Raw genomic sequence first — 24,272 nt, 5'->3', positions numbered from 1 at the left:
CCGCGTCTGAACTATCAAACGGATCGCCTCAGTCGGCTTCAATTAAACGGGGCAGTGGTGAGCTGAGCTTGTGGCCGCGTCTGGTTGACGCGGGTGACGTCGTAAGCCTGCAGATGGACATCAACCGAAGCCGACCAAGCTATCTTGCATACTTCCCATGTCAAGCCAGTCTTGACGGTCAACTGCGAGGACGATATAGAATGCCTTCGTGCTTCTTTCGAATTTCTTTATAAAAACTGCAAAAAGCATAAAACGATGCAACGTTTCTCGCGAAGCTTAGGCTGCACGATGCGCCATTGCGCCTGAGTTCGCACACAAACGCTTGGTTTTTAAATCCGGGGAAGAACTCATGTCGTTTTCGGTCTATGAGCTAGCTCAACAGTTTTTCAACTGGCTCACTACAGGTAACAATGCCGTCCAGCCGCAAAACGTCGGAGTACAGCAGAACGCTGCGGGACCAGCCGTTGCACTTGTTGCTCCCGTTCCGCCGCCACCGCCGCCTCAACTTCAACCAAATGCAGTGGGCATACAAGGCGGTAACCTCTCCGACCAGATCGCAAATGACCCACGCGCGCAGGCTATCAGGGAGCGAGTCCGGCTGGCATTCCCACCGCCGCCGCCCATGAATGGGCTCAATGCAATAAACATGAATCCGGTTGCTGCGGTGCGGAGTCTGCAGGATGAGCTCCGTAGTCCGGAAGTGAGAGCATTGCGCCTCAAAGCACACGTGCGCGCTCGGCAGGGGGAAAGAGGGCACGTGATTGCACGACATCATCCTGCTCTTACTGATCAGCAGCTAATTGATCGATTGCTGACCGGGCTTGATCCCGAGGGTGAGCGGGCACCGACCAGTGGCGTGAGTTCACGCTTTGCGTCAGAAGACGTCTTCTTCGAATCATTAAAAGCAGTGCACATTGTGATGGCGTCTGCACTTGCCAAGACGCGCGCACTTTTGCACGAGAATCTGCAGGCTTGCGCACACGCAGAGGCGGTGTTTCTCGCAACGCCCCCAAGTCCTGCCAAGAACATAGCCCAATTGGGCAGAACAGAAGCCTATAACGATCTTCGGGCTGCGTTACAAGCATTGGCAAGTCTGCCAGATCACCTGCCCGTGCAGTGGGACAACATGCAACGGTGCGTGATCTTGTATCCCAGGTATGCGGTGAACCTTTTTCAGCGCAAACAGTTAGGCTCGGGATTTTATGGCACGGGTCCGAGGCCAAATACAATAGTTCTAGGCTCGGCCATGACGACCTATACCCGCGCGCAGCCTTTTAATGGGCCTGCGGAGAACTCCCTGACTGTGTTCACAACACCTGCCGCTCCACTAAATGCTCTAGGTCGTAAGCATAACATCGAGAGTTGGGGACTCATTACCCACTATCCGCAATATGACGAGGAGAGCAATGTGCAAATAACTGGCAGCAACTGACGTATCGAAATATCAGCGACGGTGGAGAATCTTCTGGCGCTGGCTATTTGCTGCCGCCGGATGTTGCACGCAAAGGACGGCTACATCAACTATCGAGTCACCGCCATCCGATAGGCGACGCCGGGCACAAACGGAAGCACGGGCGGCCCGGTTGCGTCGGAACGTGGTGTTCGTAGTTATCGCGTGGAGCTGTGGTCGGCACCGATCTACCGGCGAAAACCGGGGAGCGGGCAGAACATCTGGTTCTAGGTCGCCGCGAGAAAGGCGACTGCTTTGCCAGCCATCGTATCCTGTCCATGATGATGCACAGCGTGATCGAGCAGCCCCTGTATGCTACCGCGTGTTTCGGTTGGACTCGCGCGGAACCTGAAACCGGAGCTTTGCAGATACTGCGCGCCGTAAGCCTTGAGCCTGGTGAAGTAGGCCACGCCGCTGTTATACGTTGCGCGATCAACCACCTCCCTGCCATCGTGGTTTTCGTCTCTAAACAGGTTGACCAGTGTCATGAGACTGCCACAGATGCCTGTGTTGAGCGTCAGCATGGGGATCATCGGACTGGCGTCGCAGCCCTCCTGGAAGAAGGCTGTGAATCTTTCGACGTCGTGGATGATGCCGCCTTTTTGCGGGTCCATGTTCGGTTGAAATTCCAGGCCGCGTGGGCCGGGATCTCGCGTGGCCAGTTCCCGTTCCTGAAGATAAAACTCACGAGCCTTGACGAGAAATGCGTGGATCTTGCTTTGCTCCCAAAGCCGGAACGCAAATTTCACCAACCACTCGACGCCCGTGACGATGGCCGAAACGAGGCTGCCTGCGCCGGGCAAGAAAGAACTAAGCGCCATCGATACCGCACCCTTCAGCGTAGTCCACAGGCCCTGGAACATTCCCTTCTGCATCTCTCCTTCGAGCGATGCCGCGATCAGGTCCGGGTGCCCTGCATTCAGCTGGATGCGTCGCCGCTCAAGCCAGGCTCCCACTTTTTCCGCTGCAGCCCGCAAGGTCTTGACGATCCCCGCGCCTAGATCCATCGCGGCCCCGACAAACGGCGCCGCGCTGGCCAGGCATTGCGTCACGACGATCTTGATCAGCGAACGGACGATGCCACCGGACAACGTGAACGTCGAGGCCGACGTGCCGAGCAAAGCGTTTTTGATTTTCTCGAACGCCCACGTGACGGCGCTCTCTATCTCGCGGCGCAGATTATTGAGCGTCTCCGTTATCGTGACGATTGCCGCGCCCGCCACGGTGGTGGGCAGCATCCAGGGATTGAGGAACAGGGCTGGATCGTCCTTGACCATTTCGAATCCGGCTTTGGTCACCGGGTAAGTCCAGGTAACCTTGGACTTGATCGGCCCGCTGCTGGCGTTATCCATGACGGGTCTGACGGTGCCTGTCGGCGACCATCGCCGTTCTCTGCCCAAAGGCTGGCTGATGCCGAACGTTTCATCGATTGTCTTGCCTGCTTTGGGCAGCGTCTTGACGGCCGTCGAGGAAGCACTGACGATTGCCTGCGCGGAGACCTGATGTCCTGCGATATCGACATGCCGGCTCGCCTGACTGACGCTGTCAAGATGGCCCATGTTTGCAGCGAAGCCGGATCCTATTGCGCCGCCGACTGCAGCGACGCCTTCCATGGCGATATTGAAGCAGTTCATGTCGATGTCGATATTGCCCAACAGGTAAAGCACGCCGTAGCGAGAGTGGGGGATATCGAACGACCGGATTCTTTGGCGTGCAGCGGCGGCGGACGGGCGAGCGGGTGCAACGGCCTTCGCCTGCCCGTAGATGTACTCCATCAGCCCGCCACTTTCCGCGTTGCGCGAAACCTTGGACCAGTTGCCGCCTTTCGCTGCCAGATAGTCGTCGAGCGCATCGCGCAGCGTAGCGGCCTTCAGCGTATCAAAGCGCGCCGTGCACCATGCGGCATACGCGGCATCGACGCGACTCGTGCTTGCGCTACGCGAACTAAAGGTCAGCGCCGTGCGCCGGATCCATTCGCTCGCAGTGACGACTTCCAGCGGCCCTTTTGCGCCCATTTGTTTCCCCGTATCGCGTCTGTTGATCTATCCGACTCGCCGGCAGCAGTATAGCCGCGACGTATTCATTCTGGATGACCATTTGATGTTCGATCTTGTCCGGCGGGTGGCGTACTTTTCTTTACCAGCCTATCGGACATTTTTCCTGGTATTGCAGAGCAATGATCCGAACGAGAGAAAGGATGCGCAAGTGCGCGCAATGAGCCTGAGAGCGGGTTCATCGCTCAAGTTCAAGAAGTTCGCGCATCAGCTCTTGCACCCAGCAGCGCTGATAGTCGGTGAGATGACGCAATTCCCAAAGGGCGTCGAGCCGGTTTTGCCAGTAGGCTGTCGTAGCGGGAATGCGGCCAAAAACAAACGCCCTCATGGTTCGGCTGAGGTGCGCGATCTCCTGTTCAACGAGTATGTTCGGCTGCACCTCTAGAGCGTCCCCACAGCGATGCATGTTGTGTAAAAAGTTGGCGCCGGGAACGATACACGGACGAAAGTGCGGCAGCAATCAGTTGCAGATTGTCGTTTTCCCTGGAGTAGAGAGCGGGCGGCTGTCGAAGCGCAAGCAGGCGTGTATCACGAACATGGGGCGGCAGGCCCGGAGCGAATACGGTCAGCAATAAATCAAACGATTTCGAGCGTGGAAAAATCGCCTGTCTTATCGGACGGGAATATAAAAATCCTGTTCAAATTCAATCGATTAATCTTATTTTGTATTGAAAAAAGATCGCCATCGTTTTATTGAGGAACACGCACAACGGAGTGGTTTCGATTAACTGACTATAAAAAGCACGCGCCATGCCTGTTTTAGCCGACGAAGCAGCCCCTTCCCGTTCGCCTCGCCTTTCGCGTGCTTACCGCGATACGTGGCTCGAAACCGGTTAGCGGATGCTAACCATTCAGCGTACGTTCGTCCTTTTATGTCGGTCACGATTGAAACAGAATATGGCCTTGGAACTCGTTGCGCCTGTCGTTTATTACGGTGCGAAAAATCTCTCGCACGCGCTCGAAAACTCGTCTTGTAGCTGAAAAAAAGCTGTGGTCTAATCCTGCCTCACTAAAAGGCAGATGAACGAGTACCGATCGTACTCAATTCAATGCCGCCTTAAGAAGAAGTACCGGTTTCTTTCAGCGTGGCCAACTACTCCTGACCAAGGTAGTGCTTCTGGCCCGGAAGAAATCGCGGGGGCGAGCGCCATTAACACTGCTACCGGCGCTCGATACGGCAGCCTTCCACCCGAGAAAGGCGCGCCCGGCCCGTCGTAGTGGGTAGCCTGATTCAAAGAATATTAAAGAAGGGCGCTCAGCTTGACGACATCCAGTTAGCGGAGTCTGCACGCACGTACGCTGCGAATGCGTTTCCGCGCTCTTCGAAACAAAATTTGCAAGGTGCCCATCGCTCGCGGGCTATGCGAGCGAGTTGTTTCTTAAACACACTCGTGCTTTTCCGGAGAGGTTCATGTCGAACAGTTTGCAGAAATGGGTAGGACGCAATCGTCCGCCGCGCGTCCAGATTACCTATGACGTAGAAGTCGGCGACGCAGTCGAGAAGCGTGAGCTTCCGCTGGTGGTCGGTTTGCTTGCCGATCTGTCGGGTCAGCCCGAAACGCCCCTGCCCAAGCTCAAGGAGCGTCGACTGGTCGAAATCGACCGCGACAATTTCGACGAGATCATGGGCAAGATTGCTCCGCGTCTCGATCTCTCGGTTGCCGACACGCTTAAAGGCGAGGGCAACATCAAGGTCGAACTGAAGTTCGAGAAGTTCGAAGACTTTCATCCGGAAAGCATCGTCAAGCAGGTGCCGCGTCTGGCCAGGCTGCTTGAAGCGCGCCAACAACTTCGAGATCTGCTCGCCAAGCTCGACGGCAACGACGAACTCGATTCGATGCTCGAGCGCATTGTGCAGAACAGTGAGGAACTGAAGAAAGTTCAAAGTCAGGCGCATGCCAGCGACGCTCCCGCAGCTGCTTCGGCAGCACCCGCGGCGGCCGAGGCAGCGGCCGAGCCGGCCGCTCCCGCCGAGGACACGCCTGCGGCCTGAAGGCAGCGGACAGAAGCCTGATTTGCCCTTCCTTGTGGGCGCAACGAACTTTCAAAGGTGATTCAGATGGCAAGCAACACTGCGGCCAGTGCGGCCGCGCGCGAAACACAGACGCTCGACGCCGCGGGCGCGGAACTGAGCCTGCTCGAGCGCATCGTTCATGAAGGCAACATGGCTGTCGAGCCGTCGCAAAGCAGCTACGCCAAAAAGCTGATCGGCCAGCTCGCTTCGCAGATTCTCGACGAAGGCATGCGCACGAGCCCGGACAAGAGCGTCGTCGCGATGATCAACGAACGCGTCGCTGAAATCGACAGGCTGCTGTCGGACCAGCTCAACGCGATCATGCACGAAGAAGCGTTCCAGGAGCTCGAGGCGTCGTGGACGGGCCTGCACGACATGGTCTACGGCACGGAAACGGGACCGCAGTTGAAGCTGCGCCTGCTGAACGTGACCAAGAAGGAGCTGCTCAAAGACCTGGAAACGGCTGTCGACCACGACATGAGCACGCTCTTCAAGAAGATCTACGAAGAGGAATACGGCACGTTCGGTGGTGCGCCATATTCGCTGCTGATCGGCGATTACTCGTTTGGCCGTCATCCGCAGGACATCGCGCTGCTCGAGCGCATTTCGAAGGTGGCCGCCGCGGCGCATGCGCCGTTTATCGCGTCCGCATCGCCGAGCCTGTTCGATCTGAAATCATTTACGGATCTTGGCGTCACGCGCGATCTGTCGAAGACCTTCGAGAGCGCCGAACTCGCCGCATGGCGCAGCTTCCGCGATTCGGAAGATTCGCGTTACGTGTCGCTGGTGCTGCCTTCGTATGCTGCACGTCTGCCGTATGGCGCGAAGACGAAGCCCGTCGAAAACTTCAACTTCGAAGAAGATGTCGACGGCACCGATCACAGCAAGTACCTGTGGGCGAATTCGGCCTACCAGCTCGGCCTGCGCATCACCGATGCGTTTGCGAAGTACAGCTGGTCGACGGCAATTCGTGGCGTGGAAGGCGGCGGCAAGGTCGAGAACATGGTCGCACACACGTACAAGACGGGCGAAGGCGACATCGTCCTCAAGTGCCCGACGGAAGTGACGATCACTGATCGCCGCGAGAAAGAACTGAACGACCTCGGCTTCATCGCACTGGTGAATTCGAAGGGCTCGAACTACGCGACCTTCTTCGGCGGCCAGACGACCAACCGCCCGAAGGTGTACAACAAGGACGCCGCCAACGCGAACGCGCAACTGTCGGCGCGTCTGCCGTACGTGCTCGCTGCATCGCGCTTCGCTCACTACATGAAAGTGATCATGCGCGACAAGGTCGGCAGCTTCCAGTCGCGCAGCGATATCGAGGCGTATCTGAACAACTGGATCGCTGACTACGTGCTGATCAATCCGTCGGCGTCGCACGCACAGAAGGCGCGTTTCCCGCTCGGCGAAGGGCGCGTGGACGTCACGGAAGTGCCCGGCAAGCCCGGCGCATACCGCGCGACCTGTTTCCTGAAGCCGCATTTCCAGATGGAAGAACTGACCGCGTCGATTCGTCTCGTCGCGGAACTGCCGGCAGCGGCAGCCTGATGATCCGTCGCGCGCGGCTTCGCGCCGCGCGCAAACAAAAACGTCACCTATTGATAAGAGAGATTCATGGATACCGTTCTTCTTAAGATCAAGGACATCAAGGGCAATTCGACGCTCGACGGCGCGACGGATCAGATCGTGCTGTACTCGTATTCGATCGGCGTGTCGATCTCGATGAACCGCGACGTCGGCAATACGGAACGCACGATGGGCCGTCCGAGCTTTCAGGAATTCAGCCTGAGCAAGGCGACCGATCAGGCCACGCCGGCGCTGTATTCGGCTTGCGCTGCCGGCACCAAGCTCGGCGACGCAACGATTTCGATCGGCCGTAACGAGAATGGCAAGTTCATGTCGCTGCTCACCTACACGCTGAGCGACGCGATGATTTCGTCGATTGTGACGAGCGGCGGCGGCGAGTCGGCGGACACCTTCTCGATCAACTTCTCGAAGATCACGACCGTCTACACGCAGCAGAACGTCGACTCGACGAAGAAGGGCACGGCCTCGTTCGGCTGGGATCTGTCGAAGAACGTGTCGGCGCCTCCGGCGGCCTGATCATCGTCGTTGCGCCGGCATCCGGCGTTAAAGCTTCATAGTCAGCGTTACCTGGAGTCATCGCGCAATGCCGGCAATCGTCAGCGGTTCTTCGATGCCACTGTTCGACCGCCTCGCCGCCAGCGGCGAGGCGCCGCTCTCAAGCGCCGACGCGCTGCGGGAGTCGGTTGCGCGCGAGCTTGCCAGATTGCTCAATACGCGATCGCGCCTGACGTTCGAACAATTCGCGGTGAGCGACGGCACCGTGCTCGACTACGGCGTGCCGGACTTTTCCGAAAGGTCGTTGCATTCCGGTCCGGACCGGGACGCCATTGCCGCTGTCGTCAAGCGCGCGATTACGCTGTTCGAACCGCGTCTCGCCAACGTTACCGTGGGCTTTGTGTTCCCGTCCGATCACTCGACGCATGCGGTACTGACCATCGGCGCAGAATTGCGCTCGGGTAACAACGTCGCGCACGTCGCCTTCGAACTGGCGGCCGGCAGTCACACGGTCAGCGATGTCCGCAGCACGGCTGAGATCTGACATGGCGCCCGACGATATCCTTCAGTACTACAAGCGCGAACTCTCGTACCTGCGCGTGCAAGGTGCCGATTTCGCTCGCCGTTACCCGAAGATTGCATCGCGGCTCGCGCTGCATGGCACGGAATCGCTCGACCCGCACACGGAGCGGTTGATCGAAGCGACGGCCTTTCTTGCCGCGCGGGTTCACCGCGATCTCGATCAGGAGTTTCCGCAGGTCGCATCGGCGTTGCTCGACAACGTGTGTCCTTCGCTCGTGCAGCCTGTGCCGTCGATGACGGTCGCGCAGTTCGATCTCGACCCAGCCCAGGGCAAGGTCACTGCGGGGTTTCTGGTGCCGCGTCACACGGGCCTGCAGGCCCGTACGGAAACGGGCGAAACCTGCCGTTTCCGCACGGCGTGGGACACGGTGCTGTGGCCGCTGAAGATCAGTCGCGCCGCGTTCGGCGATGATTCGACGCTGCGCATCACGCTCGAATGCGCACCGGGCGTGGATTTTTCCGAACTCGAACTGAAGCAGTTGCGCATCCACCTCCACGGCGACTGGATGGTGACGATGCCGCTTTATGAATTGCTGGTGTCGGGCGTGGCGGATGTTTCCGTTCGACCGGAAGGCCGCGCAGCCGCAACGCTGCTGCCGGCGCGCGCGTGGCGCGAAGTGGGCTACGCGGAAGCCGACGACGTATTGCCGCGTCCGCCCAACGCACAACCGGCCTATTCGCTGATGCAGGAGTACTTCGCCTTTCCGCGCAAGTTCCATTTCTTCGATCTGCACCATCTGGAAGGGCGACTTGGATCAGGGCGCCGCTGCGAGATCGTGCTTCATCTCGATCGTGCGTCGCGCGGCCTCGGGATGCTGCGTGCCGAACATTTTCAGCTTGGCAGCACGCCCATCATGAATCTGTTCTCGCAAACGAGCGAGCCGATCGTCGTCGACCATCGACACTACGAATACAGGCTCGTCGCCGACCAACGGCGCGAGTCGATGACAGAAATTCATTCGATCGCTTCTGTCGTCGCGTCGGACCCGTCGTCGGACCGGGTGACAACGGTGCCGGGTTTTGCCGCCATCGATCACGTCGACACGAACGCCAGCACCGTTTTCTGGTCGGCACGGCGCGAACATAGCCTGCGCGAAAACGTGCCCGGCACGGACATGTTCCTGAGTTTCGTCGATGCCACCAACACGAAGTCCGATCCAGGCACGCCTGTGATCTACGCGAACGTACTGTGCACGAACCGGCGGCTGGCGGAACACGTGCCCGTTGGCGCTCGCCTGATGGTCGAGAAGGTGTCGCAGAACACGCGCGTGCGCTGTCTTTATGAGCCGACCGCGCAGCGCAGTCCTTCGCTCGGCAGCGAGACACTGTGGCGGCTGATTTCGCTGCTCACGCTCAACTATCACTCGCTGGTGAGCGGTGCAACGGGGCGGGCGCAGTTGCAGGAGATGCTGCGGCTTTTCGCATCCGATGGCACGCGCGAGCAGGACCAGATTCGCGGTATCCGCAGCGTGGAAGCGCGCAGCGTCACCGCGCATGTCGGCAGTGACGCGTGGCGCGGCTACTGCCGTGGCACCGAGGTCACCGTCGAGTTCGATCCCGAGACCTTTGTCGGCGGCTCGCCTTTGCTGATGGGCGCCGTGCTCGCGCGCTTCTTCGCGATGTACACGTCGGTCAATTCCTTTGTGCGGCTGGTCGTGCGCCGTGGAGACGAGATATGGAAGCAATGGGAGCCGATGACGGGCTGCCAGCAGCTGCTCTGATCGCCCGTCTCAAGGCGAATCCGCAGAGCTTCGATCTGTTCCAGGCGATCAGTCTGCTGGAACGGGCTGCGCCATGGGCGCGGCCGCTTGGACGCGGCAACGGTCTCGGTGAGGCTGTGCGCTTCGTCGGGCACGTTTCGCTCGCGTTCGAGCCGAGCGATATTCGCAGCGTACGGGAACATGCCGGATCGCCCGATGGCGAGCATGTCGATGCCGCGGACGAACACGAGCAAACATCGCGCGAGCGGCATGGCGCGCACGACATGCACGCCAGCTATACGGTGACGACGCCCGTACTCACGCTGGCAGGGGCGAACGGTCCGCTGCCGATGGCCTATACGGAGCTGGTGCTGGCGCGGCGCGCTCAACGCGACACGGCGACGGCGGATCTGCTCGATATCTTCAACCATCGCTTTCTGTCGTTCCTTTATCGCAGCCGCAAGAAGCACGCGCCAGGCTTGAACTGGCGTTCGCCGCATGGCTCCGCACTCGCGGCGGCGCTCGATGCGTTGAGCAACCTCGGGCTGCGCGCGGGCGCGAATGGTCCGAATCACGGCCCGCACGGCGAACGTCTATGGATGCGCCATGCGGGCCTGCTCGGCGCCGCGCCGCGTTCGATGACGGGCTTGTGCACGCTGCTTGCCGATCGGCTCGGCCTCAAGGTGCGCGGTGCGCAGTTCGTCGGCGGCTGGCGCGAGATCGATGTCGCCGATTCACTGCGCCTCGCGCGCGCCGGTTCGCGAGCACCGCGTCTGGGCGGCGCTGCGGTGCTCGGGCGCCGCACGTGGGACGAAGCGAATGGCATCTGCATCGAGTTTCCCGAACTGACGAAGGCGCGCTTCGAAGCGTTGCTGCCCGGTGGCCGAGATCACGCGATGGCCGCGTGGCTCATCAGGTCGTATCTGCAGCAGGACTTCGACGTGCAGTTCGTGCTGCATCTCGTGCCGCAACGCGTCGATTGCGCGGCGGGCGGATTGCGCGCGGCGCGGCTCGGATGGACCTCCTGGCTGGGCGGCACGAATAACGACACTCACACGCCGAAGCCGGTGCGCCTCGCCATGCGCGAAGCCGCTGTGCCCGCGCCGATGAATCTCTGAGAACAACGCGCATGGACATCGATATCCGAACCCTGTTAAGCCGGCTCAACCCGGAATGCAAGCTTGCGATGGAGCAGGCGGCGCAACTGTGCGTGCGTCAGACGCATTACAACGTCGACGTCGAACATCTTCTGTTGACGCTGCTCGAATCCGATGCGCCGGACCTGCGCGCGATTCTCGCGCACTTCGGAATCAAACCTGAAACGCTCACCGCGCAACTACAGAAGGCCGTCGATCTGTTCAAGCGCGGCAATGGACGCACGCCCGCGCTGTCGCCGAATTTTTCTCCGCTTTTCCAGGAAGCGTGGCTGCTGAGTTCGATGTTGCTCGGCGAACAGCAGATCCGATCCGGCACGCTCGTGCTGGCACTGCTCGAGGTGGACAGTCTGCGCGGCATGCTGCTCGAATCCGCGCCGGCGTTGCTGAACATTCCGCGTGCGAGCTTGCGCGAGCGCCTGGGTGCCATGCTGGCAGGTTCGGCTGAAGATGCAGGCGGCGCGCAGGCGGGTTCGCCGGCAACGTCGGAAGCAGGACACGCCAATGCAACGCCCGCTGCCGCGCCGCAAGCGCAAGCGGCGATGCCTTCCATGGCGCAGGGCGGCGCGAACCAGGGCCGCAAGACCGCGCTCGATCAATACACCGTCGACCTCACAGGCCTTGCGCGCGAAGGCAACATCGACCCAATTCGCGGGCGCGACGCCGAGATCCGGCAACTGATCGACGTGTTGCTGCGCCGCCGTCAGAACAACCCGATCCTGACGGGCGAGGCGGGTGTCGGCAAAACGGCTGTCGTCGAAGGCTTCGCGCAGCGTATCGTGCAAGGCGACGTGCCGCCCGCGCTGACCAACGTGTCCGTCCGTTCGCTCGATCTTGCGCTGTTGCAGGCAGGCGCGGGTGTGAAGGGCGAGTTCGAGAACCGGCTCAAGTCGGTGATCGCGGAAGTGAAGTCGTCGGCTGTGCCGGTGATTCTTTTCATCGACGAAGCGCATCAGCTTATTGGTGCCGGCGGCAGCGAAGGTCAGGGCGATGCGGCCAACCTGCTCAAGCCGGCGCTCGCGCGCGGCGAACTGCGCACGATTGCCGCTACGACCTGGGCCGAGTACAAGAAGTACGTGGAGCGCGATCCGGCGCTGGCGCGACGCTTCCAGGTCGTCAAGGTCGAGGAGCCGAGCGAACCCGTCGCGATTGAGATGCTGCGCGGCATGGTGCAGAAGCTCGAAGAGCATCACGGGGTCGAGATTCTCGACGAAGCCGTGCGCGATGCCGTGAAGCTCTCGCATCGCTACATCTCCGGGCGGCAGTTGCCGGACAAGGCGATCAGCGTGCTCGACACGGCCTGCGCGCGCGTCGCGATCGGCCAGAACGGGTTGCCCGAAGAGATCGAAGCGCTGGGCCGCTCGCTCGATACCGCGGAAAACCAGCTTCGGATCGCGCGTCACGAAGCTGCGATGGGCGCCGAGCGTGCCGACGCTATCGCTGCCATCACGAAGCAGCTCGAAGACGAGCGCGCGCAGCATTCGCGTCTTACCGAAAAGCTCTCGACGGAAAAGCGCGCGGTGGAAGAGGTGCTCGCCTGGCGCAAGAAAATTCGCGGCTATCTGGCGGATCAAAGCGGTGCGGGCGAGCCCGAAGAGGGTGAGTCGCTGACAGCGAATCTGTCGCGGCTGGAGAAGGGGCTCGAAGCCGTGCAAAACGACGAGCCGATGGTCCCTGTATGCGTCGATTCGGAAACGGTCGCGAAGGTGATATCCGGATGGACGGGCATTCCCGTCGGCCGGATGCTCGCCGACGAACTGCATACGGTGCTTTACCTTCAGGACAAGCTTGCCGAACGCGTAGTCGGCCAGGACGAAGCGCTCGACGCGATCGCGCGCCGTGTGCGTACGTTCCGCGCCGACCTCGACGATCCAGGCAAACCGGTGGGCGTCTTCCTGCTCGTTGGGCCGAGCGGTGTCGGCAAGACCGAGACGGCATTTGCGCTTGCGGATCTGCTGTACGGAGGCGAGCGCAACATGATCACGGTGAATATGTCCGAGTTCCAGGAGGCGCATAGCGTCTCGGGACTGAAGGGCGCGCCGCCGGGATATGTCGGTTACGGCCGTGGCGGCGTGCTGACGGAAGCGGTGCGCCGCCGCCCGTACAGCGTGGTGCTGCTCGACGAAATGGAGAAGGCCCACCCGGACGTGCTGGAGCTATTCTTCCAGGTGTTCGACAAGGGCGTGATGGAGGACGGCGAGGGCGTCCCCATCGACTTCAAGAACACGCTGATCCTGCTTACATCGAACGCGGCGCAGGACGTGATCACGGAAGCCTCACGTGGAGGCCGCCGGCCGTCGCCCGAAGAGTTGATCGAGAAGCTGCGTCCGGCCCTGCTCAGGCAGTTCAGTCCGGCGTTTCTCGGGCGGCTCGTGCTCGTGCCGTACTACCACCTCGGCGACGCGCAGATCAACGCGATCGTCAATCTGAAGCTTGAACGGCTCGCGCAGCGCTTTACCCGCAACCATCTCGCGCAGCTGACGTGGGACGCGGACCTTGCCACGCTGATCGCACAGCGCTGCAAGGAAGTGGACAGCGGCGCGCGCAATGTCGACCACATTCTCACGCAATCGGTCCTGCCGGAACTGGCGCGCCAGGTGCTGGAGAGGATTTCGATTTCGGAGCCGTTCGGTGGCGTGCATCTCGCGCTGGGCGCGACGGGCGACATCGAATTCCGCTTCCTGCCGAAGGAGGCGTAAGCGCATGTCCACCGTGCCCAGCCAGGCGAACTGCTTTGCCTCCGTCTCGACACCGTTCGGGACGGATGTGCTGCTGCTCGATGGTTTCGGCGGACGTGAAGCCATATCGGAGCTGTACCACTTCGATCTGCGCATGCGTTCGACCAACAAGGCGCTCGACACGCAGCAGATCGTGGGCAAGAGTGTGACGGTGACGCTGAAAGATCACTCGGGCGCCACGCGCTATTTCAATGGCATCGTCACGCGTTTCGCGCATTCGGGCGCAGACGTGCAGTACGGTTTCTATTCCGCCGAACTGGCGCCGCGTCTGTGGTTGCTGACACTCGGTCAGGATCGCGTCATCTGGCAAAACCAGAGCGCGCTCGACATCATCAAGCAGGTGCTGGGCACCTTTGGCGTGACCTTCGAGGACCGCACGAAGCACGCTGGCAACTATCTGGTGCGCGAGTATTGCGTCCAGTACGACGAGAGCGCGTTCCGGTTCATCTCGCGCCTGATGGAAGAGGAAGGGATCTTCTACTTCTTCTCCTTCGCGGACGGCGCGCACACGATGGTGCTGGCGGACGATCCATCCGCACATGATGCGACGACGGCGGGGACGCTCTATTTCGCACCCGATTCGAGCATCGGTCCCCAGGTGCAGCGACTGAGCGCATTCGAAATGTCGCGCGGCGTAGTGGCAGGCGAGCATATCGTCAGCGATTACGACTACACGCAGGCGGCCACGTTGCTGTCGTCGTCGAAAGGCACGTCGAGCATTCCGACCGGGTCGCGCTTCACATTCCCCGGCAAATACGTCGCCGCGTCGCACGGCGACCAGATCGCCGGAACGCTTCTCCAGGCGCACAACGTCGCGCAGCAGACGGGGCACGGCGAAGGCGGCTACTACGGCCTCACGGCAGGCACGACCTTCACGTTGAGCGGCCATCCCGACAGCTCGCTCAATGTCAGCTATGTCGTGCGTGCCGTGCGCCACACGGCCTCGAACCTGATGTATGGCAACGAGTTCGACGTCTTTCCCGCCACCGTGCCGTTTCGCGCGCCGCTCGTGACGCCGAGGCCCGTCGTATCGGGCACGCATACGGCGAAAGTGGTCGGCCCATCGGACGAGGAAATCTGGACCGACGCCCAAGGGCGCATCAAGCTCAAGTTCTACTGGGATCGCACGCCCGATGCCGATCAGAACAGTTCGTGCTGGGTTCGCGTCGCGCAGGCATCGGCGGGACCGGGCTGGGGACATCTGTTTCTGCCGCGCATAGGCGAAGAGGTCGTGGTCAGCTACGTCGACGGCGATCCCGACCGCCCGCTCGTGACGGGCTGTGTGTACAACGGCACCAACGCGGTGCCGGTGACCTTGCCGTCGATGCAGACGCAAAGCGTGATTCGCTCCCGTTCGTCGAAAGGCGGCACGGCCGGCAATGAAATCCGCATGGAAGACAAGCTCAATTCCGAGGAGCTTTACGTCCATGCGCAGAAGGACATGACAGTCGAGATCGAAAACGCGCTTTCAACCACGGTCAAGGCGGGCGCGGAGACGCACGTGGTGCAGAAGGGCGATCGCAGTATCGAGGTCAGCGAGGGCAAGGAGACGCATACCGTCAAGGGCACGCGCACCGTCGATGTGACGGGCGACGAAACCCACACGAACCACGCGGCATTCACGCACAACATCAGCGGTGATCACACGCACAAGATCGACGGCAACTATACGTTGAAAGTGGGCGGCAACCTCGTGATCGAAGTCATCGGCTCGATCAGCATCAAGGCGGGGACGTCGCTGGCGAGCGAAGCGGGTACGTCGCACGCGAGCAAGGCAGGCACGACGCTCAGCACCGAAGGCATGACGGTTTCGCACAAAGCCTCGGCCACGCAGACGGTCGACGGCGGTGGTCAGCTCGCTCTGAAGGGCGGCATCGTCCAGCTCAACTGAAAACGCTCATGTCAACGCCAACCCTTGCTGCCAGTTTGCCGCCCGGTGCGGACGAGGTCGAAACCGTCCTGGTCGAGACGCGTGACGCGGACGGCAACCTGGTCAACCGCGCGTCGCTCGCTCATGGCGTGCCGCACGGCGAAACGGTGAGTTATGCGCCCAACGGGACGGCTCTCTCGCGCGCGAATTATGTGCATGGCCAGCTCGACGGCAGCCTGCGCATTTTCGACGGGCAAGGCCAACTGGTGCAGGAGGCTCAGTATCGCAAGGGCAAGCTCGACGGCGTGACATCTTTGTATCAAGCCGGGCGTCTCGCGAGCCGTAATCACTATGTGAGCGGGTTGCTGCACGGCGAGAGCGCGACTTATGCGCCTTCGGGGCTCGTCACGTCGCAGATGACGTACGAGGCGGGAAAGCTGGAGCGCGAAGCCGTGTTCATGCACGACGGCGTCGTGGTCAAGCGTGCGCGCTACAGCAGGGGCAAGCTCGAAGGGGAGACGCACGAATATGCCGACAACGGAGACCTGGTTCAGAGTTCGCCCTATCAGGCGGACCTGCTGCATGGCACCGTGCGCCGCTTTGCACCGGACGGCACGGTGATGCAGGAACGGCTCTACCGGCAGGGCAAGCCGCAAGGCGAGTGGCGCGCACCGGATACGGGCACGCCGCAGGCGGGCGGTGCGCGCGGACCCCGCCTTGTCAAGAATCTGGAAAAGTGGGTCAGGGGATAAAGGCAGAGGCAAGAGGCAGATATGGGGATTCAGGTTACTTCGGGCACCACGCTGCAATGCAGTTTCGGCGTCGCGCCGTCGGCATTGCAGGTGCTGCCCGCCAACCGGGTGATGTGCGGCGCGCCGGCGGCCACCATCATGGACTGCGCGCCGATGGTCAACATCATGCCCTTCGGGCAATGCAGTTCGATGGCCAACCCCATGGTGGCCGCGGCGACGGCCGCCGCCCTGGGCGCGCTCACGCCGATGCCGTGCATCCCCGTTACGCCCGCCCCGTGGGCGCCCGGCTCGCCGACGGTGCTGATCGGATCGATGCCGGCGCTGCAGAACTCGTCGAAGCTGACCTGCGCGTGGGGTGGTGTGATTCAGGTCGTCGCGCCGGCGCAGTTCACCACGATGACCGCCTGAACGCGAGGGAACCATGCAATACGTTTTTTCGATGACTTCGCGGATGGTGACGATTGCCATCACCTGTGCAGTCCTGCTGTGCGTGCTTCTGTTTCTGCTGGGTGTGGAAATCGGCGCGCGCATGAATCATTCGTCGCCTACGTCGGAAACGGCTGCCCAGGACGCGCGCGTGTCGCCGCCCGTCGCCGCACCGGCCGCCGCCGTCGCGCAACCGTCATCGCCGGCTGCCGCCGACATGGCCGCGCTTCCCGCTTCTTCGACTCTTTGAAACCGGTAACTTCATGTCGCGTTCTCTTCTCACCCCCGTCCGCAAAGACGCACGCCGCGTGCATGTGCGAACCGTGATGCATGGTTTTCGGCGCGCGCTTGGCAACTGCCTCACGGGGGTTGCGTTGCTGGCTGCAGGCGTGACTGCTCAAAGCGCATTTGCTGTCACGCCTCAGCCGGTTGGCGCGCCCGCCGCGGCGGCTCCGGCCAGCGCACCCGTTGTCACGTCGACCGGGCTCGTGCAGATGCCGGATGGCCGCCTGCTTGCGCCCGAGTTCGCGCGCATCATCGGCCGGGGGAACTCGTGGTTGCCGTCCTCTCTGTCGATCAGCCGCCGTTCTTTGAGGAGCACGACGGCAAGCTCACAGGGCTCGACATCGATCTTGCTCGCGAGATGGCGGCGAAGCTCCACGTCAAGGTGCGATTCAATCGTGACGCACACACGTTCGACGACACGGTGAGCCTGCTCGCGAAAGGGCAGGCCGATATCGCAGTCAGCAAGCTCTCGCGTACGTTGTCCCGCGCGACGGTGATCGCTTTCAGCACACCGTATTTGCGCCTGAAACGCGCGCTGCTGCTCAACCGCGTGAAGTTCGCGCAACTCGCGCACGGCCGATCCGTTCCGGAAGTGGTGCGCTCATATGACAGCACCATCGGCGTGGTGGCGAATTCGTCATACGCGGGCTACGTGGTCAACAACTTCCCGCACGCGCAGGTGCGTAGCTACGCGACCTGGGAGGATGTGCTCAAGGCCCTCAATGCAGGGGATGTCACCGCTGCGTATCGCGACGAATTCGAAGTGAAGCGGGTACTCAAGGTCGACCCCACGGCGTCGCTGCGGTTGCGCGTCGTGACGCTTCAGGATCTCGAAGACACGCTTGCCATTGGCGTCAACGTAAACGAGCCGGCGCTGCTTTCGTTCGTCAACCAGTTCCTTGCTGATCGCAGCACGAAGCTGGACGTCAGCACTGTCCTGCAAGCCGCCGATCACTAATTCATACAGCGCGAAAAAAAGAGACCAGAACAATGAACTCCAGCAGGATCTATGCATTCGTGCTCAACCCGTGGGTCGTCATCGGCAGTCTGGCACTCGGCGGCGCTTTCGGGCTGTTCGCACCCGAGGCGTCCCAGAAGCTCGGCTTTCTTGGCGACATCTACGTCGATCTGTTGAAGATGACGACCTTGCCGTTCATGATCTCGGCAGTCATCTTCAGCCTGCAGCGACTCTTTCGCGATGGTGGCACCTCGCGTCTGCTGATGCGTGTGGTCACGGTGTTTCTCGGCGCATCGGTAACGGTTGCGGTTGTTGGCGCGATCGTGCTGCTGATCATGCATCCCGGCGCGAACATCTCGACGGCCACGATGCAGACGTTCGGCCTGATGGTGGGCAGCGACAGTTCGTCGAGCGACACGGTGATGAACCTCTATGGCGCCGACCTGCCGCAAAAGACGCTCAATTTCTCCGATGTGCTGACCAGCCTCGTGCCGACCAACATTTTCGCTGCGCTCGCCAACGGTGACGCACTGAAGGCGCTGGTCTTCGCGCTGCTGTTCGGCCTTGCCGTGGGGCGGGTGCCGGAGCGCATTTCCGTGGGGCTCAGCCAGTCGCTGGAAACGATCTACCACGCTTGCCAGAAGCTGATGCACTGGCTGAGCTACGCGCTGCCGCTCATTCTGTTCTGCATGAGCGCGGCACAACTGGGCAAGTCGGGTGTCGGTCCGCTGCACGCGATGCTCCAGTTTGTGCTGGCGTTTTTCATTACCTCGGCGCTACTGCTGGTGCTTGCAGCCGTCATCATCTGGAAGCGTTCGACGCACAGCCTCGGCAAGACGCTGGACGCATTGCGCGCGCCCTTTGCACTCGCGCTCGCTACCCGCAACAGCGCGGCGTGCATGCCGAGCATGATCGAAAGTCTCGTCGATAACCTCGGCTTCGCCCGTTCGCGCGTCGAACTGCTCGTGCCGCTGACGATCTCGCTGTTGCGCGTCGGCCCGATGGTCTACTACGTGTGCGCGACGCTCTTTATCGCCCAGCTGTACGGCCATTCGCTCGGCGTGGTCGAGGTCGTCACCGTCCTGCTCGCGTCGGTGCTGGCGGGGTTCGCCTCCGCTGGCATGACTGGACTCGTGACCGTCTCGCTGGTGGGCATGACGTGCTCCTATCTGCGGCTGCCGTTCGAGGCGGCATTCATTCTGTTTCTTGCAGTGGATCCCATTTGCGACATGTTGCGCACGCTGATTCTCGTGATCGGCAATGCCGCCGCCGTGTCCGTCATCTGTCCTCGTCCGCTGAAGATCTAGGACCCCGCCATGGCACTCATCGGCATTCTGGGCGGCATGGGGCCGCTAGCGACCGTGGACTTCATGGACAAGGTCGTGCGACTGACGCAAGCGAGCCGCGACCAGGAGCATCTGCCGCTCCTGGTGGCGAACCTTCCGCACATCGAAGACCGTTCGAGCGCGATTCTCGACGATGGTGCCGATCCCCTGCCGGCGCTGCTCGCAGGCATCGACATGCTGAACAGGAACAGTGTCGGGTTGATCGCGATTCCATGCAATTCGGCGCATCACTGGTATGCGCAGATCCGTGCGCACAGTGCCGCTCCCGTGCTGAATATCGCCGAAATCTGCGTAGCCGCAGTGCCACCCACTGCACGACGTGTCGCGGTGCTCGCGACGGGCGGCGCGCTGGTGTCCGGTTTCTATCAGCGTGCGCTCGCTGAGCGTGACATCGAACCCGTCACCCCGGACGATGCGATGCAAGCGCTCGTCGCTGCCTGCATCGACGAAGTCAAGTCAGGAGATCTCGATTCCGCTGCGGCCCACCTCGAGACCGCTCTCGCGATGCTCGCGGAACTAGGCGTAACGATGGCGCTGATGGCCTGTACGGAAATCCCGCTGGCAGCGCAGCGAATCGCCGCATCGCCAGTCGAGCTGATCGATAGCTCGCTCGAACTGGCACGTGCAACTGTCAAATACGCGTGCGAGCGTGGCTGGAATCGCCCGCAATGAGAACGCTTCGTACGCTCTCGCACAGCACGCTCGGCCTTATCATCTGCCTGGCGGTGGGCGGCCTGTGCGGCGTGTTCGCCGAGCCCGTTGGACAATTCGCGTATTTCGTCGGCCAGTTGTATCTTTCGGTGGTCAACATGGCAGCGATCCCGCTGCTGGTCGTGGCGACATTCTTCGGCCTTCGGCAGGTTATCGCCTTGCCGAAGCCGCGCACGCGCGTTGGCACGATCGTCGGTCTTGCGCTTGGGCTCGTGGTGGTCAGCGCAATCGTCGGGACGCTGCTGGGCGTGCTCATCATGCCGGGCGCGCACCTGTCCGCCGCCGCGCATGCGCACCTTGGCGAACTCGTGCTCAAGAGCGCCAGCGATGCGGAAGAAGTGCGCGTGACGTTGTTCGATCACGGCGGCGGTAGCGATGAAGCAGCGACTGGCGTGCTCAGCATCGCCGAGATTTTCCCCGACAATTTCTACCGTGCGCTTGCGGACGGGCGATCCCTCGGTATCCTGACGGGCACGCTCCTGTTCGGCATGGCGTTCGCCGCACTTTCGCGCGAGAAGACGAAGATGCTGAGCAATGTGTTCGAGGGCGTCTATCGCTCGCTCGAAACGATCATTGCGCATGCGAACCTGCTGATCCCGGTCCTGGTGCTGGGCGTCGCTGCCAATCTGACTTCGCACACGCAAAGCGCCACGCTCGATGCGATGAGCGGGCTGCTGCTGTGCTTCGCCGTTTCCTCTATCGTGCTTTCGGCCGTCGCGATCGGCACGATCGCCGCGCGAGCGGGGCAGCCGTTCTTGCGCGTGCTCGGCAGCCTGAAGGCACCGCTTTTGATCGGGTTCACATCGGGCAGCGCAACGGCACCCATTCCCCATACCATCGAAGCGATGAGCGAGCGCCTCGGTTTCAGTCGCGGTGTCGTGGAACTGGTCGTACCGTTCGGGTCGGTTTTCGTTCGCGCGGGCTCGGCGCTGTATTACACGCTGGCGACGGTGTTTGTCGCCAACCTCTACGAACGGCCGCTTGGCCCGGGTGAAATCGTGGTGATCTGCGGCGCATCTGTGATTGCCGCATTTGTTTCGGCCGGGCAGAACGGTGTCGCAACCGTCGGATATACGGGGCTGGTGCTGTCACTGCTCAATCTGCCCGTCGAGGCCGCAGGCATCCTTCTCGTCACGGTCGATCTGATCTGTGAGGGACCGCGCAACGTGTTGAGCCTGCTTTCGGTGTGTACGGTGATCGCACTGGTCTCGGCAGGTCTGCCGTCGGAACGGGTGGCCGCCGTCGACACGCGAGGTGCAGTCGTCGAATTGAACCCGGTGTTGCGCTTCACTTTCACGCGCGGACAGCTTGTGCTTGCCGCGGGCTGCGTCGTGATGGTGGCGTCGCTGATCGTGGTGATGGGAATTGGAGTGGGAGCGAGATGATCAACGGTGGGATGCGCGTATTCACGCGCGACTGGACACGCTCATGCAGGCGGCTGATGAAGGGGACGACGGGGCTCCTCGCAGCGGTGTGCGTTGCGGGTGCGCTCGGAGGATGCAGCGTCCTCGGGATGAGCGGTGAGAAAGCGAAATGGTCGCAAGTGACGTTGAGCGCCAGCGACGAAGTGAACAACAACAGCGCCGTCGCCGTGGACATCGTTCTCGTCAGCGATGACGCGTTACTTGCCCGCATTGCCGAAATGCCGGCCTCGAAATGGTTCGCGGGTCGAAACGATCTCGTCAGCACCTACCCGAAGAATCTGCGGTATCGCGGCTGGGAGATCGTGCCGGGCCAGCGCGTCGAGGTGAATGGGGATGACCTGGCCGGGCCGCGTGTTGCCGGCGCATTTGTCTTTGCCAATTACGAAGGCCCGGGCGCGCATCGCGTGCGGATCGAACACTTCAGCGGCCACATGGTGGTGCAGCTCGAAGGCACCAACTTTTCCGTTCTGGATGCGAAATGATGCATGACGCCAACATGGCGGTGACCGACCGTATCGAATGGTTCGAGGGCATGTTGCTCTCGCCGCAGCATTTTCAGCAGATGGCATCGCGAATCGATTCACTGGTTGCGTGGCAGACGCTTGCAGCGGCGCCGTTCAGCTGGGGCGTGCGGCGCCTGGTATTTGACCACGGCCTGCTGCCCGCAGGTTTGCTGCGTGTGCTCGAACTCGACGCGATCATGCCCGATGGCACGGCCGTCACCTATCACGCGGAAGCGGAAGGCGCGGGGCGCCTTGAACTGTCGCTCGAACCGTTCGCGGCAGCCCTCTCGAATGGTCCGATCGATTTCTATCTGGTGTTGCCTGTTGCGGCCACGATGCGCCGTAGTGCGCAGATCAAGCGCTTCCGTTCGAGTGCGAGCGCGCCGGTCGAGGATCAGGTTTCCGATGCGCCGCCCGCCGATATCCCGCGACTAATGCCCAATCTCGCGCTCGCGGCGGGCGAACTGCCCTCGGCGATGCACGTGTATCTGCGGCTTGGCTCGCTGTACAAGGACAACGAGGTGGTGCGGCTCGGCGAGCATCTGCCGCCGCTGCTGGAGGTGGCGCGCGACAATCCGCTCTGGACCAGCGTGGCGTCCCTGCTCGGGCAACTGCGCGGCAAGGCTGCTTTCGTTGCGCGGCAGACCGCGAATCCCTCGTCGAAAGTCGACGACCGGCTGACGCAGCTGGAACTCAAGGACCGCCTGCGCAGCCTGCTGAGCGCATTGCCGCTCGCCGAAGCAACGCTGCGCACGCCGCATCTTCATCCGCTCTCGCTGTATCTGTCGCTGGCGTCGCTCAACGGGTCGCTGGCGATGCTCAAGCCCGGCGGCCTGCCGCCCGTGCCTGCCGACTACGATCACGCCGATCCGCTTTCGGTATTCACGCCGCTGTTGCGCTCGCTGCGCGAGTCGATGTCGGAAGTCAACGAAGAGTACCGCGAGCACAAGTTCGAATTCCGGCACGGCGCGTTCGAAATCTCGCTGCATCCGGACTGGATCGGCGAGCGCCTCGTGGTCGGTCTGCGCGGCCAGTCGGATCGCGATCTGCTGGCGTGGATGGACGGCGCCGTTATCGGCTCCCAGTCGGTCTATGCGTCGTTGCGCAGCCGCCGCGTGCTGGGCGCCGCGCGGCGCGGCATCGACTACGCCGAGGATCTCGGATTGCGTTCGGGTTCGGGCTACCTGCTGTTCGAGGTTCAAGCCGAGCACGCGCTGGTGCTGGCGAGCGAGCTGCTGGTGATCGGCAACCCGAACGAGGGCGCAAGTGCGCAGCGACCGCAGGAAATGCTGCTGTTCGTCAAGGGATGACGCGCGAAATGACGGCAATCACGATAGCGACCCCGCACACGTGCACGCACACGCACACGCAGGCAACGATCAAGGCAACCTGAGCATGGCACGCAACCGACCCGAACCCGAAGAAGGCGATCTCGTGACGGAACAGTTCCGCACGTTTCTCGACGAACTCGTCAGGGCGCAGACGCGATTTTCCGAGTTGCCCGATGCCGACCCGGACCTCGCCGCGCAGAGCATGAGTCGTCATCTGCTCGATCTGCTCGAAATCCAGACGCTGCAGTCGCGGCGTGACAGCACGCGCTTCGAGATGGAGACGATCGCCGACGCCCGCTATCTGAAAGCGGTCCTCGCCGACGAAATACTGCTGAATTCTCAGTGGTCCGGGCGAGATCGCTGGACGGGCTATCTGCTCGAATCGACGCTCTTTCGCACCAACGTCGCGGGCGACCAGATTTTCCGTCGCATCGAGCAACTGCTGTCGGACCGCGAACCGTCGGACCGCAACCTCGCGCGGCTTTATCTGTTCGCACTGGCGATGGGCTTCCAGGGGCGCTTTCGCGATACCGACGCGGCGGCGCGTCTGCGCAGCTATCGCGAGGAACTTTATGAGTTCGTCTATCAGCGTCGCCCGGACCTCGGCGGGCGTGAGCGCGTGTTGTCCGAGGCGGCTTATGGGAACACCCTGTCGCACGTTGCACCGCGCAAGCTGCCGACCGTGAGCCGCTGGACTGTGATTCTGATGCTCGCCGCCGTGTCGCTGCTGGCGATTTCCGAAATGCTGTGGTTGTGGCAGTCGTGGCCCGTACGCGACGCGCTGCATGCCGACCCGGTGACGGGGAGAAGTTCATGAATGTTCGCTGTTTTACGCCAGCTGTCGGGCCTGCCGCCATGCTTTCGATGCACTCGCGTGGATGCCGGTTAT

General features: G+C 61.8%; 20 protein-coding genes and 1 pseudogene. 20 read left to right on the top strand and 1 reads right to left on the bottom strand.

The genetic code is table 11. The annotated features are described in order from the left end of the window. The first annotated feature begins 349 nt into the window (after nucleotides 1-349). On the top strand, nucleotides 350-1,432 hold the full coding sequence (locus FRZ40_RS30425) for a hypothetical protein (RefSeq protein WP_147236581.1): 1,083 nt from the start codon (nucleotides 350-352) through the stop codon (nucleotides 1,430-1,432). Between the two features lie 245 nt (nucleotides 1,433-1,677). Here the strand turns inward: FRZ40_RS30425 and FRZ40_RS30420 are convergent, their stop codons facing one another. Then, complete coding sequence (locus tag FRZ40_RS30420; RefSeq protein ID WP_147236580.1) at nucleotides 1,678-3,465, bottom strand: hypothetical protein; 1,788 nt, start codon at nucleotides 3,463-3,465, stop codon at nucleotides 1,678-1,680. Nucleotides 3,466-3,550: 85 nt separating this feature from the next. On the opposite strand from FRZ40_RS30420, the gene FRZ40_RS44730 reads away from it, so the two are divergent. From FRZ40_RS44730 to FRZ40_RS30325, 19 genes and pseudogenes are all read left to right on the top strand, one after another. Beyond that, nucleotides 3,551-3,889, top strand: a complete 339-nt coding sequence (locus FRZ40_RS44730) for a hypothetical protein (RefSeq protein ID WP_158647044.1) — start codon at nucleotides 3,551-3,553, stop codon at nucleotides 3,887-3,889. A 1,026-nt stretch (nucleotides 3,890-4,915) separates the two neighbouring features. After that, entirely contained in the window at nucleotides 4,916-5,497 is a 582-nt protein-coding gene (gene tssB / locus FRZ40_RS30410; protein WP_028368597.1) for a type VI secretion system contractile sheath small subunit, read from the top strand. Between the two features lie 66 nt (nucleotides 5,498-5,563). Further along, nucleotides 5,564-7,069: a type VI secretion system contractile sheath large subunit gene (gene tssC / locus FRZ40_RS30405; RefSeq protein WP_028368598.1), complete on the top strand. Its 1,506-nt coding sequence runs from the start codon at nucleotides 5,564-5,566 to the stop codon at nucleotides 7,067-7,069. A 66-nt stretch (nucleotides 7,070-7,135) separates the two neighbouring features. Continuing rightward, nucleotides 7,136-7,624: an Hcp family type VI secretion system effector gene (locus FRZ40_RS30400; RefSeq protein WP_028368599.1), complete on the top strand. Its 489-nt coding sequence runs from the start codon at nucleotides 7,136-7,138 to the stop codon at nucleotides 7,622-7,624. Nucleotides 7,625-7,691: 67 nt separating this feature from the next. Beyond that, nucleotides 7,692-8,147: a type VI secretion system baseplate subunit TssE gene (tssE, locus tag FRZ40_RS30395; RefSeq protein ID WP_147236579.1), complete on the top strand. Its 456-nt coding sequence runs from the start codon at nucleotides 7,692-7,694 to the stop codon at nucleotides 8,145-8,147. Nucleotide 8,148: 1 nt separating this feature from the next. After that, on the top strand, nucleotides 8,149-9,906 hold the full coding sequence (gene tssF / locus FRZ40_RS30390; protein ID WP_147236578.1) for a type VI secretion system baseplate subunit TssF: 1,758 nt from the start codon (nucleotides 8,149-8,151) through the stop codon (nucleotides 9,904-9,906). Beyond that, entirely contained in the window at nucleotides 9,861-11,003 is a 1,143-nt protein-coding gene (gene tssG, locus FRZ40_RS30385; protein ID WP_147236577.1) for a type VI secretion system baseplate subunit TssG, read from the top strand. The genes tssF and tssG overlap by 46 nt, the downstream gene beginning before the upstream one ends. Nucleotides 11,004-11,014: 11 nt before the next feature. Further along, on the top strand, nucleotides 11,015-13,738 hold the full coding sequence (gene tssH, locus FRZ40_RS30380; protein WP_147236576.1) for a type VI secretion system ATPase TssH: 2,724 nt from the start codon (nucleotides 11,015-11,017) through the stop codon (nucleotides 13,736-13,738). Nucleotides 13,739-13,742: 4 nt separating this feature from the next. Beyond that, nucleotides 13,743-15,668 carry a type VI secretion system tip protein TssI/VgrG gene (tssI, locus tag FRZ40_RS30375; protein ID WP_147236575.1) on the top strand — a complete coding sequence of 642 codons (1,926 nt, stop codon included), beginning with the start codon at nucleotides 13,743-13,745 and terminating at the stop codon, nucleotides 15,666-15,668. Nucleotides 15,669-15,676: 8 nt separating this feature from the next. Further along, nucleotides 15,677-16,399 (top strand): toxin-antitoxin system YwqK family antitoxin, encoded by a 723-nt coding sequence (locus FRZ40_RS30370; RefSeq protein WP_147236574.1) that lies wholly within the window; start codon nucleotides 15,677-15,679, stop codon nucleotides 16,397-16,399. Between the two features lie 21 nt (nucleotides 16,400-16,420). Continuing rightward, nucleotides 16,421-16,807, top strand: coding sequence for a DUF4280 domain-containing protein (locus FRZ40_RS30365; RefSeq protein ID WP_028368606.1), 387 nt, complete (start codon nucleotides 16,421-16,423; stop codon nucleotides 16,805-16,807). A gap of 13 nt (nucleotides 16,808-16,820) precedes the next feature. Next, nucleotides 16,821-17,075, top strand: a complete 255-nt coding sequence (locus FRZ40_RS30360; RefSeq protein ID WP_028368607.1) for a hypothetical protein — start codon at nucleotides 16,821-16,823, stop codon at nucleotides 17,073-17,075. Between the two features lie 76 nt (nucleotides 17,076-17,151). Beyond that, a pseudogene (locus tag FRZ40_RS30355) lies at nucleotides 17,152-18,068 on the top strand (substrate-binding periplasmic protein). 32 nt (nucleotides 18,069-18,100) lie between these two features. Continuing rightward, nucleotides 18,101-19,375, top strand: a complete 1,275-nt coding sequence (locus FRZ40_RS30350; protein WP_028368609.1) for a dicarboxylate/amino acid:cation symporter — start codon at nucleotides 18,101-18,103, stop codon at nucleotides 19,373-19,375. A 9-nt stretch (nucleotides 19,376-19,384) separates the two neighbouring features. Continuing rightward, nucleotides 19,385-20,086, top strand: coding sequence for a cysteate racemase (cuyB, locus tag FRZ40_RS30345; protein ID WP_147236573.1), 702 nt, complete (start codon nucleotides 19,385-19,387; stop codon nucleotides 20,084-20,086). Beyond that, entirely contained in the window at nucleotides 20,083-21,510 is a 1,428-nt protein-coding gene (locus FRZ40_RS30340; RefSeq protein WP_028368611.1) for a dicarboxylate/amino acid:cation symporter, read from the top strand. The genes cuyB and FRZ40_RS30340 overlap by 4 nt, the downstream gene beginning before the upstream one ends. Beyond that, nucleotides 21,507-22,031 (top strand): hypothetical protein, encoded by a 525-nt coding sequence (locus FRZ40_RS30335; RefSeq protein WP_028368612.1) that lies wholly within the window; start codon nucleotides 21,507-21,509, stop codon nucleotides 22,029-22,031. Before FRZ40_RS30340 ends, FRZ40_RS30335 begins: the two co-directional genes overlap by 4 nt. After that, nucleotides 22,028-23,362 carry a type VI secretion system baseplate subunit TssK gene (gene tssK / locus FRZ40_RS30330; protein WP_028368613.1) on the top strand — a complete coding sequence of 445 codons (1,335 nt, stop codon included), beginning with the start codon at nucleotides 22,028-22,030 and terminating at the stop codon, nucleotides 23,360-23,362. The genes FRZ40_RS30335 and tssK overlap by 4 nt, the downstream gene beginning before the upstream one ends. Nucleotides 23,363-23,447: 85 nt before the next feature. Beyond that, a complete protein-coding gene (locus tag FRZ40_RS30325; protein ID WP_147236572.1) occupies nucleotides 23,448-24,200 on the top strand; it encodes a DotU family type IV/VI secretion system protein in 753 nt (250 codons plus the stop codon). Nucleotides 24,201-24,272: the final 72 nt, after the last annotated feature.

This window comes from Paraburkholderia azotifigens (assembly GCF_007995085.1).
GTDB lineage: Bacteria > Pseudomonadota > Gammaproteobacteria > Burkholderiales > Burkholderiaceae > Paraburkholderia > Paraburkholderia azotifigens.
The sequence above is the reverse complement of the archived record's forward strand: the minus strand, read 5'-3'. Positions and strand labels throughout refer to the sequence as shown.

Bases quoted from the DNA above. Each gene is read 5' to 3' on its own strand.
- FRZ40_RS30340 (WP_028368611.1), top strand. From the start codon at position 20,083: ATGAGAACGCTTCGTACGCTCTCGCACAGCACGCTCGGCCTTATCATC.
- FRZ40_RS30370 (WP_147236574.1), top strand. From the start codon at position 15,677: ATGTCAACGCCAACCCTTGCTGCCAGTTTGCCGCCCGGTGCGGACGAG.
- FRZ40_RS44730 (WP_158647044.1), top strand. From the start codon at position 3,551: ATGTTCGATCTTGTCCGGCGGGTGGCGTACTTTTCTTTACCAGCCTAT.
- tssC (WP_028368598.1), top strand. From the start codon at position 5,564: ATGGCAAGCAACACTGCGGCCAGTGCGGCCGCGCGCGAAACACAGACG.
- FRZ40_RS30335 (WP_028368612.1), top strand. From the start codon at position 21,507: ATGATCAACGGTGGGATGCGCGTATTCACGCGCGACTGGACACGCTCA.
- FRZ40_RS30350 (WP_028368609.1), top strand. From the start codon at position 18,101: ATGAACTCCAGCAGGATCTATGCATTCGTGCTCAACCCGTGGGTCGTC.
- tssB (WP_028368597.1), top strand. From the start codon at position 4,916: ATGTCGAACAGTTTGCAGAAATGGGTAGGACGCAATCGTCCGCCGCGC.
- tssG (WP_147236577.1), top strand. From the start codon at position 9,861: ATGGAAGCAATGGGAGCCGATGACGGGCTGCCAGCAGCTGCTCTGATC.
- FRZ40_RS30360 (WP_028368607.1), top strand. From the start codon at position 16,821: ATGCAATACGTTTTTTCGATGACTTCGCGGATGGTGACGATTGCCATC.
- FRZ40_RS30365 (WP_028368606.1), top strand. From the start codon at position 16,421: ATGGGGATTCAGGTTACTTCGGGCACCACGCTGCAATGCAGTTTCGGC.
- tssH (WP_147236576.1), top strand. From the start codon at position 11,015: ATGGACATCGATATCCGAACCCTGTTAAGCCGGCTCAACCCGGAATGC.
- tssI (WP_147236575.1), top strand. From the start codon at position 13,743: ATGTCCACCGTGCCCAGCCAGGCGAACTGCTTTGCCTCCGTCTCGACA.
- tssF (WP_147236578.1), top strand. From the start codon at position 8,149: ATGGCGCCCGACGATATCCTTCAGTACTACAAGCGCGAACTCTCGTAC.
- FRZ40_RS30400 (WP_028368599.1), top strand. From the start codon at position 7,136: ATGGATACCGTTCTTCTTAAGATCAAGGACATCAAGGGCAATTCGACG.
- FRZ40_RS30325 (WP_147236572.1), top strand. From the start codon at position 23,448: ATGGCACGCAACCGACCCGAACCCGAAGAAGGCGATCTCGTGACGGAA.
- cuyB (WP_147236573.1), top strand. From the start codon at position 19,385: ATGGCACTCATCGGCATTCTGGGCGGCATGGGGCCGCTAGCGACCGTG.
- FRZ40_RS30420 (WP_147236580.1), bottom strand. From the start codon at position 3,465: ATGGGCGCAAAAGGGCCGCTGGAAGTCGTCACTGCGAGCGAATGGATC.
- FRZ40_RS30425 (WP_147236581.1), top strand. From the start codon at position 350: ATGTCGTTTTCGGTCTATGAGCTAGCTCAACAGTTTTTCAACTGGCTC.
- tssK (WP_028368613.1), top strand. From the start codon at position 22,028: ATGATGCATGACGCCAACATGGCGGTGACCGACCGTATCGAATGGTTC.
- tssE (WP_147236579.1), top strand. From the start codon at position 7,692: ATGCCGGCAATCGTCAGCGGTTCTTCGATGCCACTGTTCGACCGCCTC.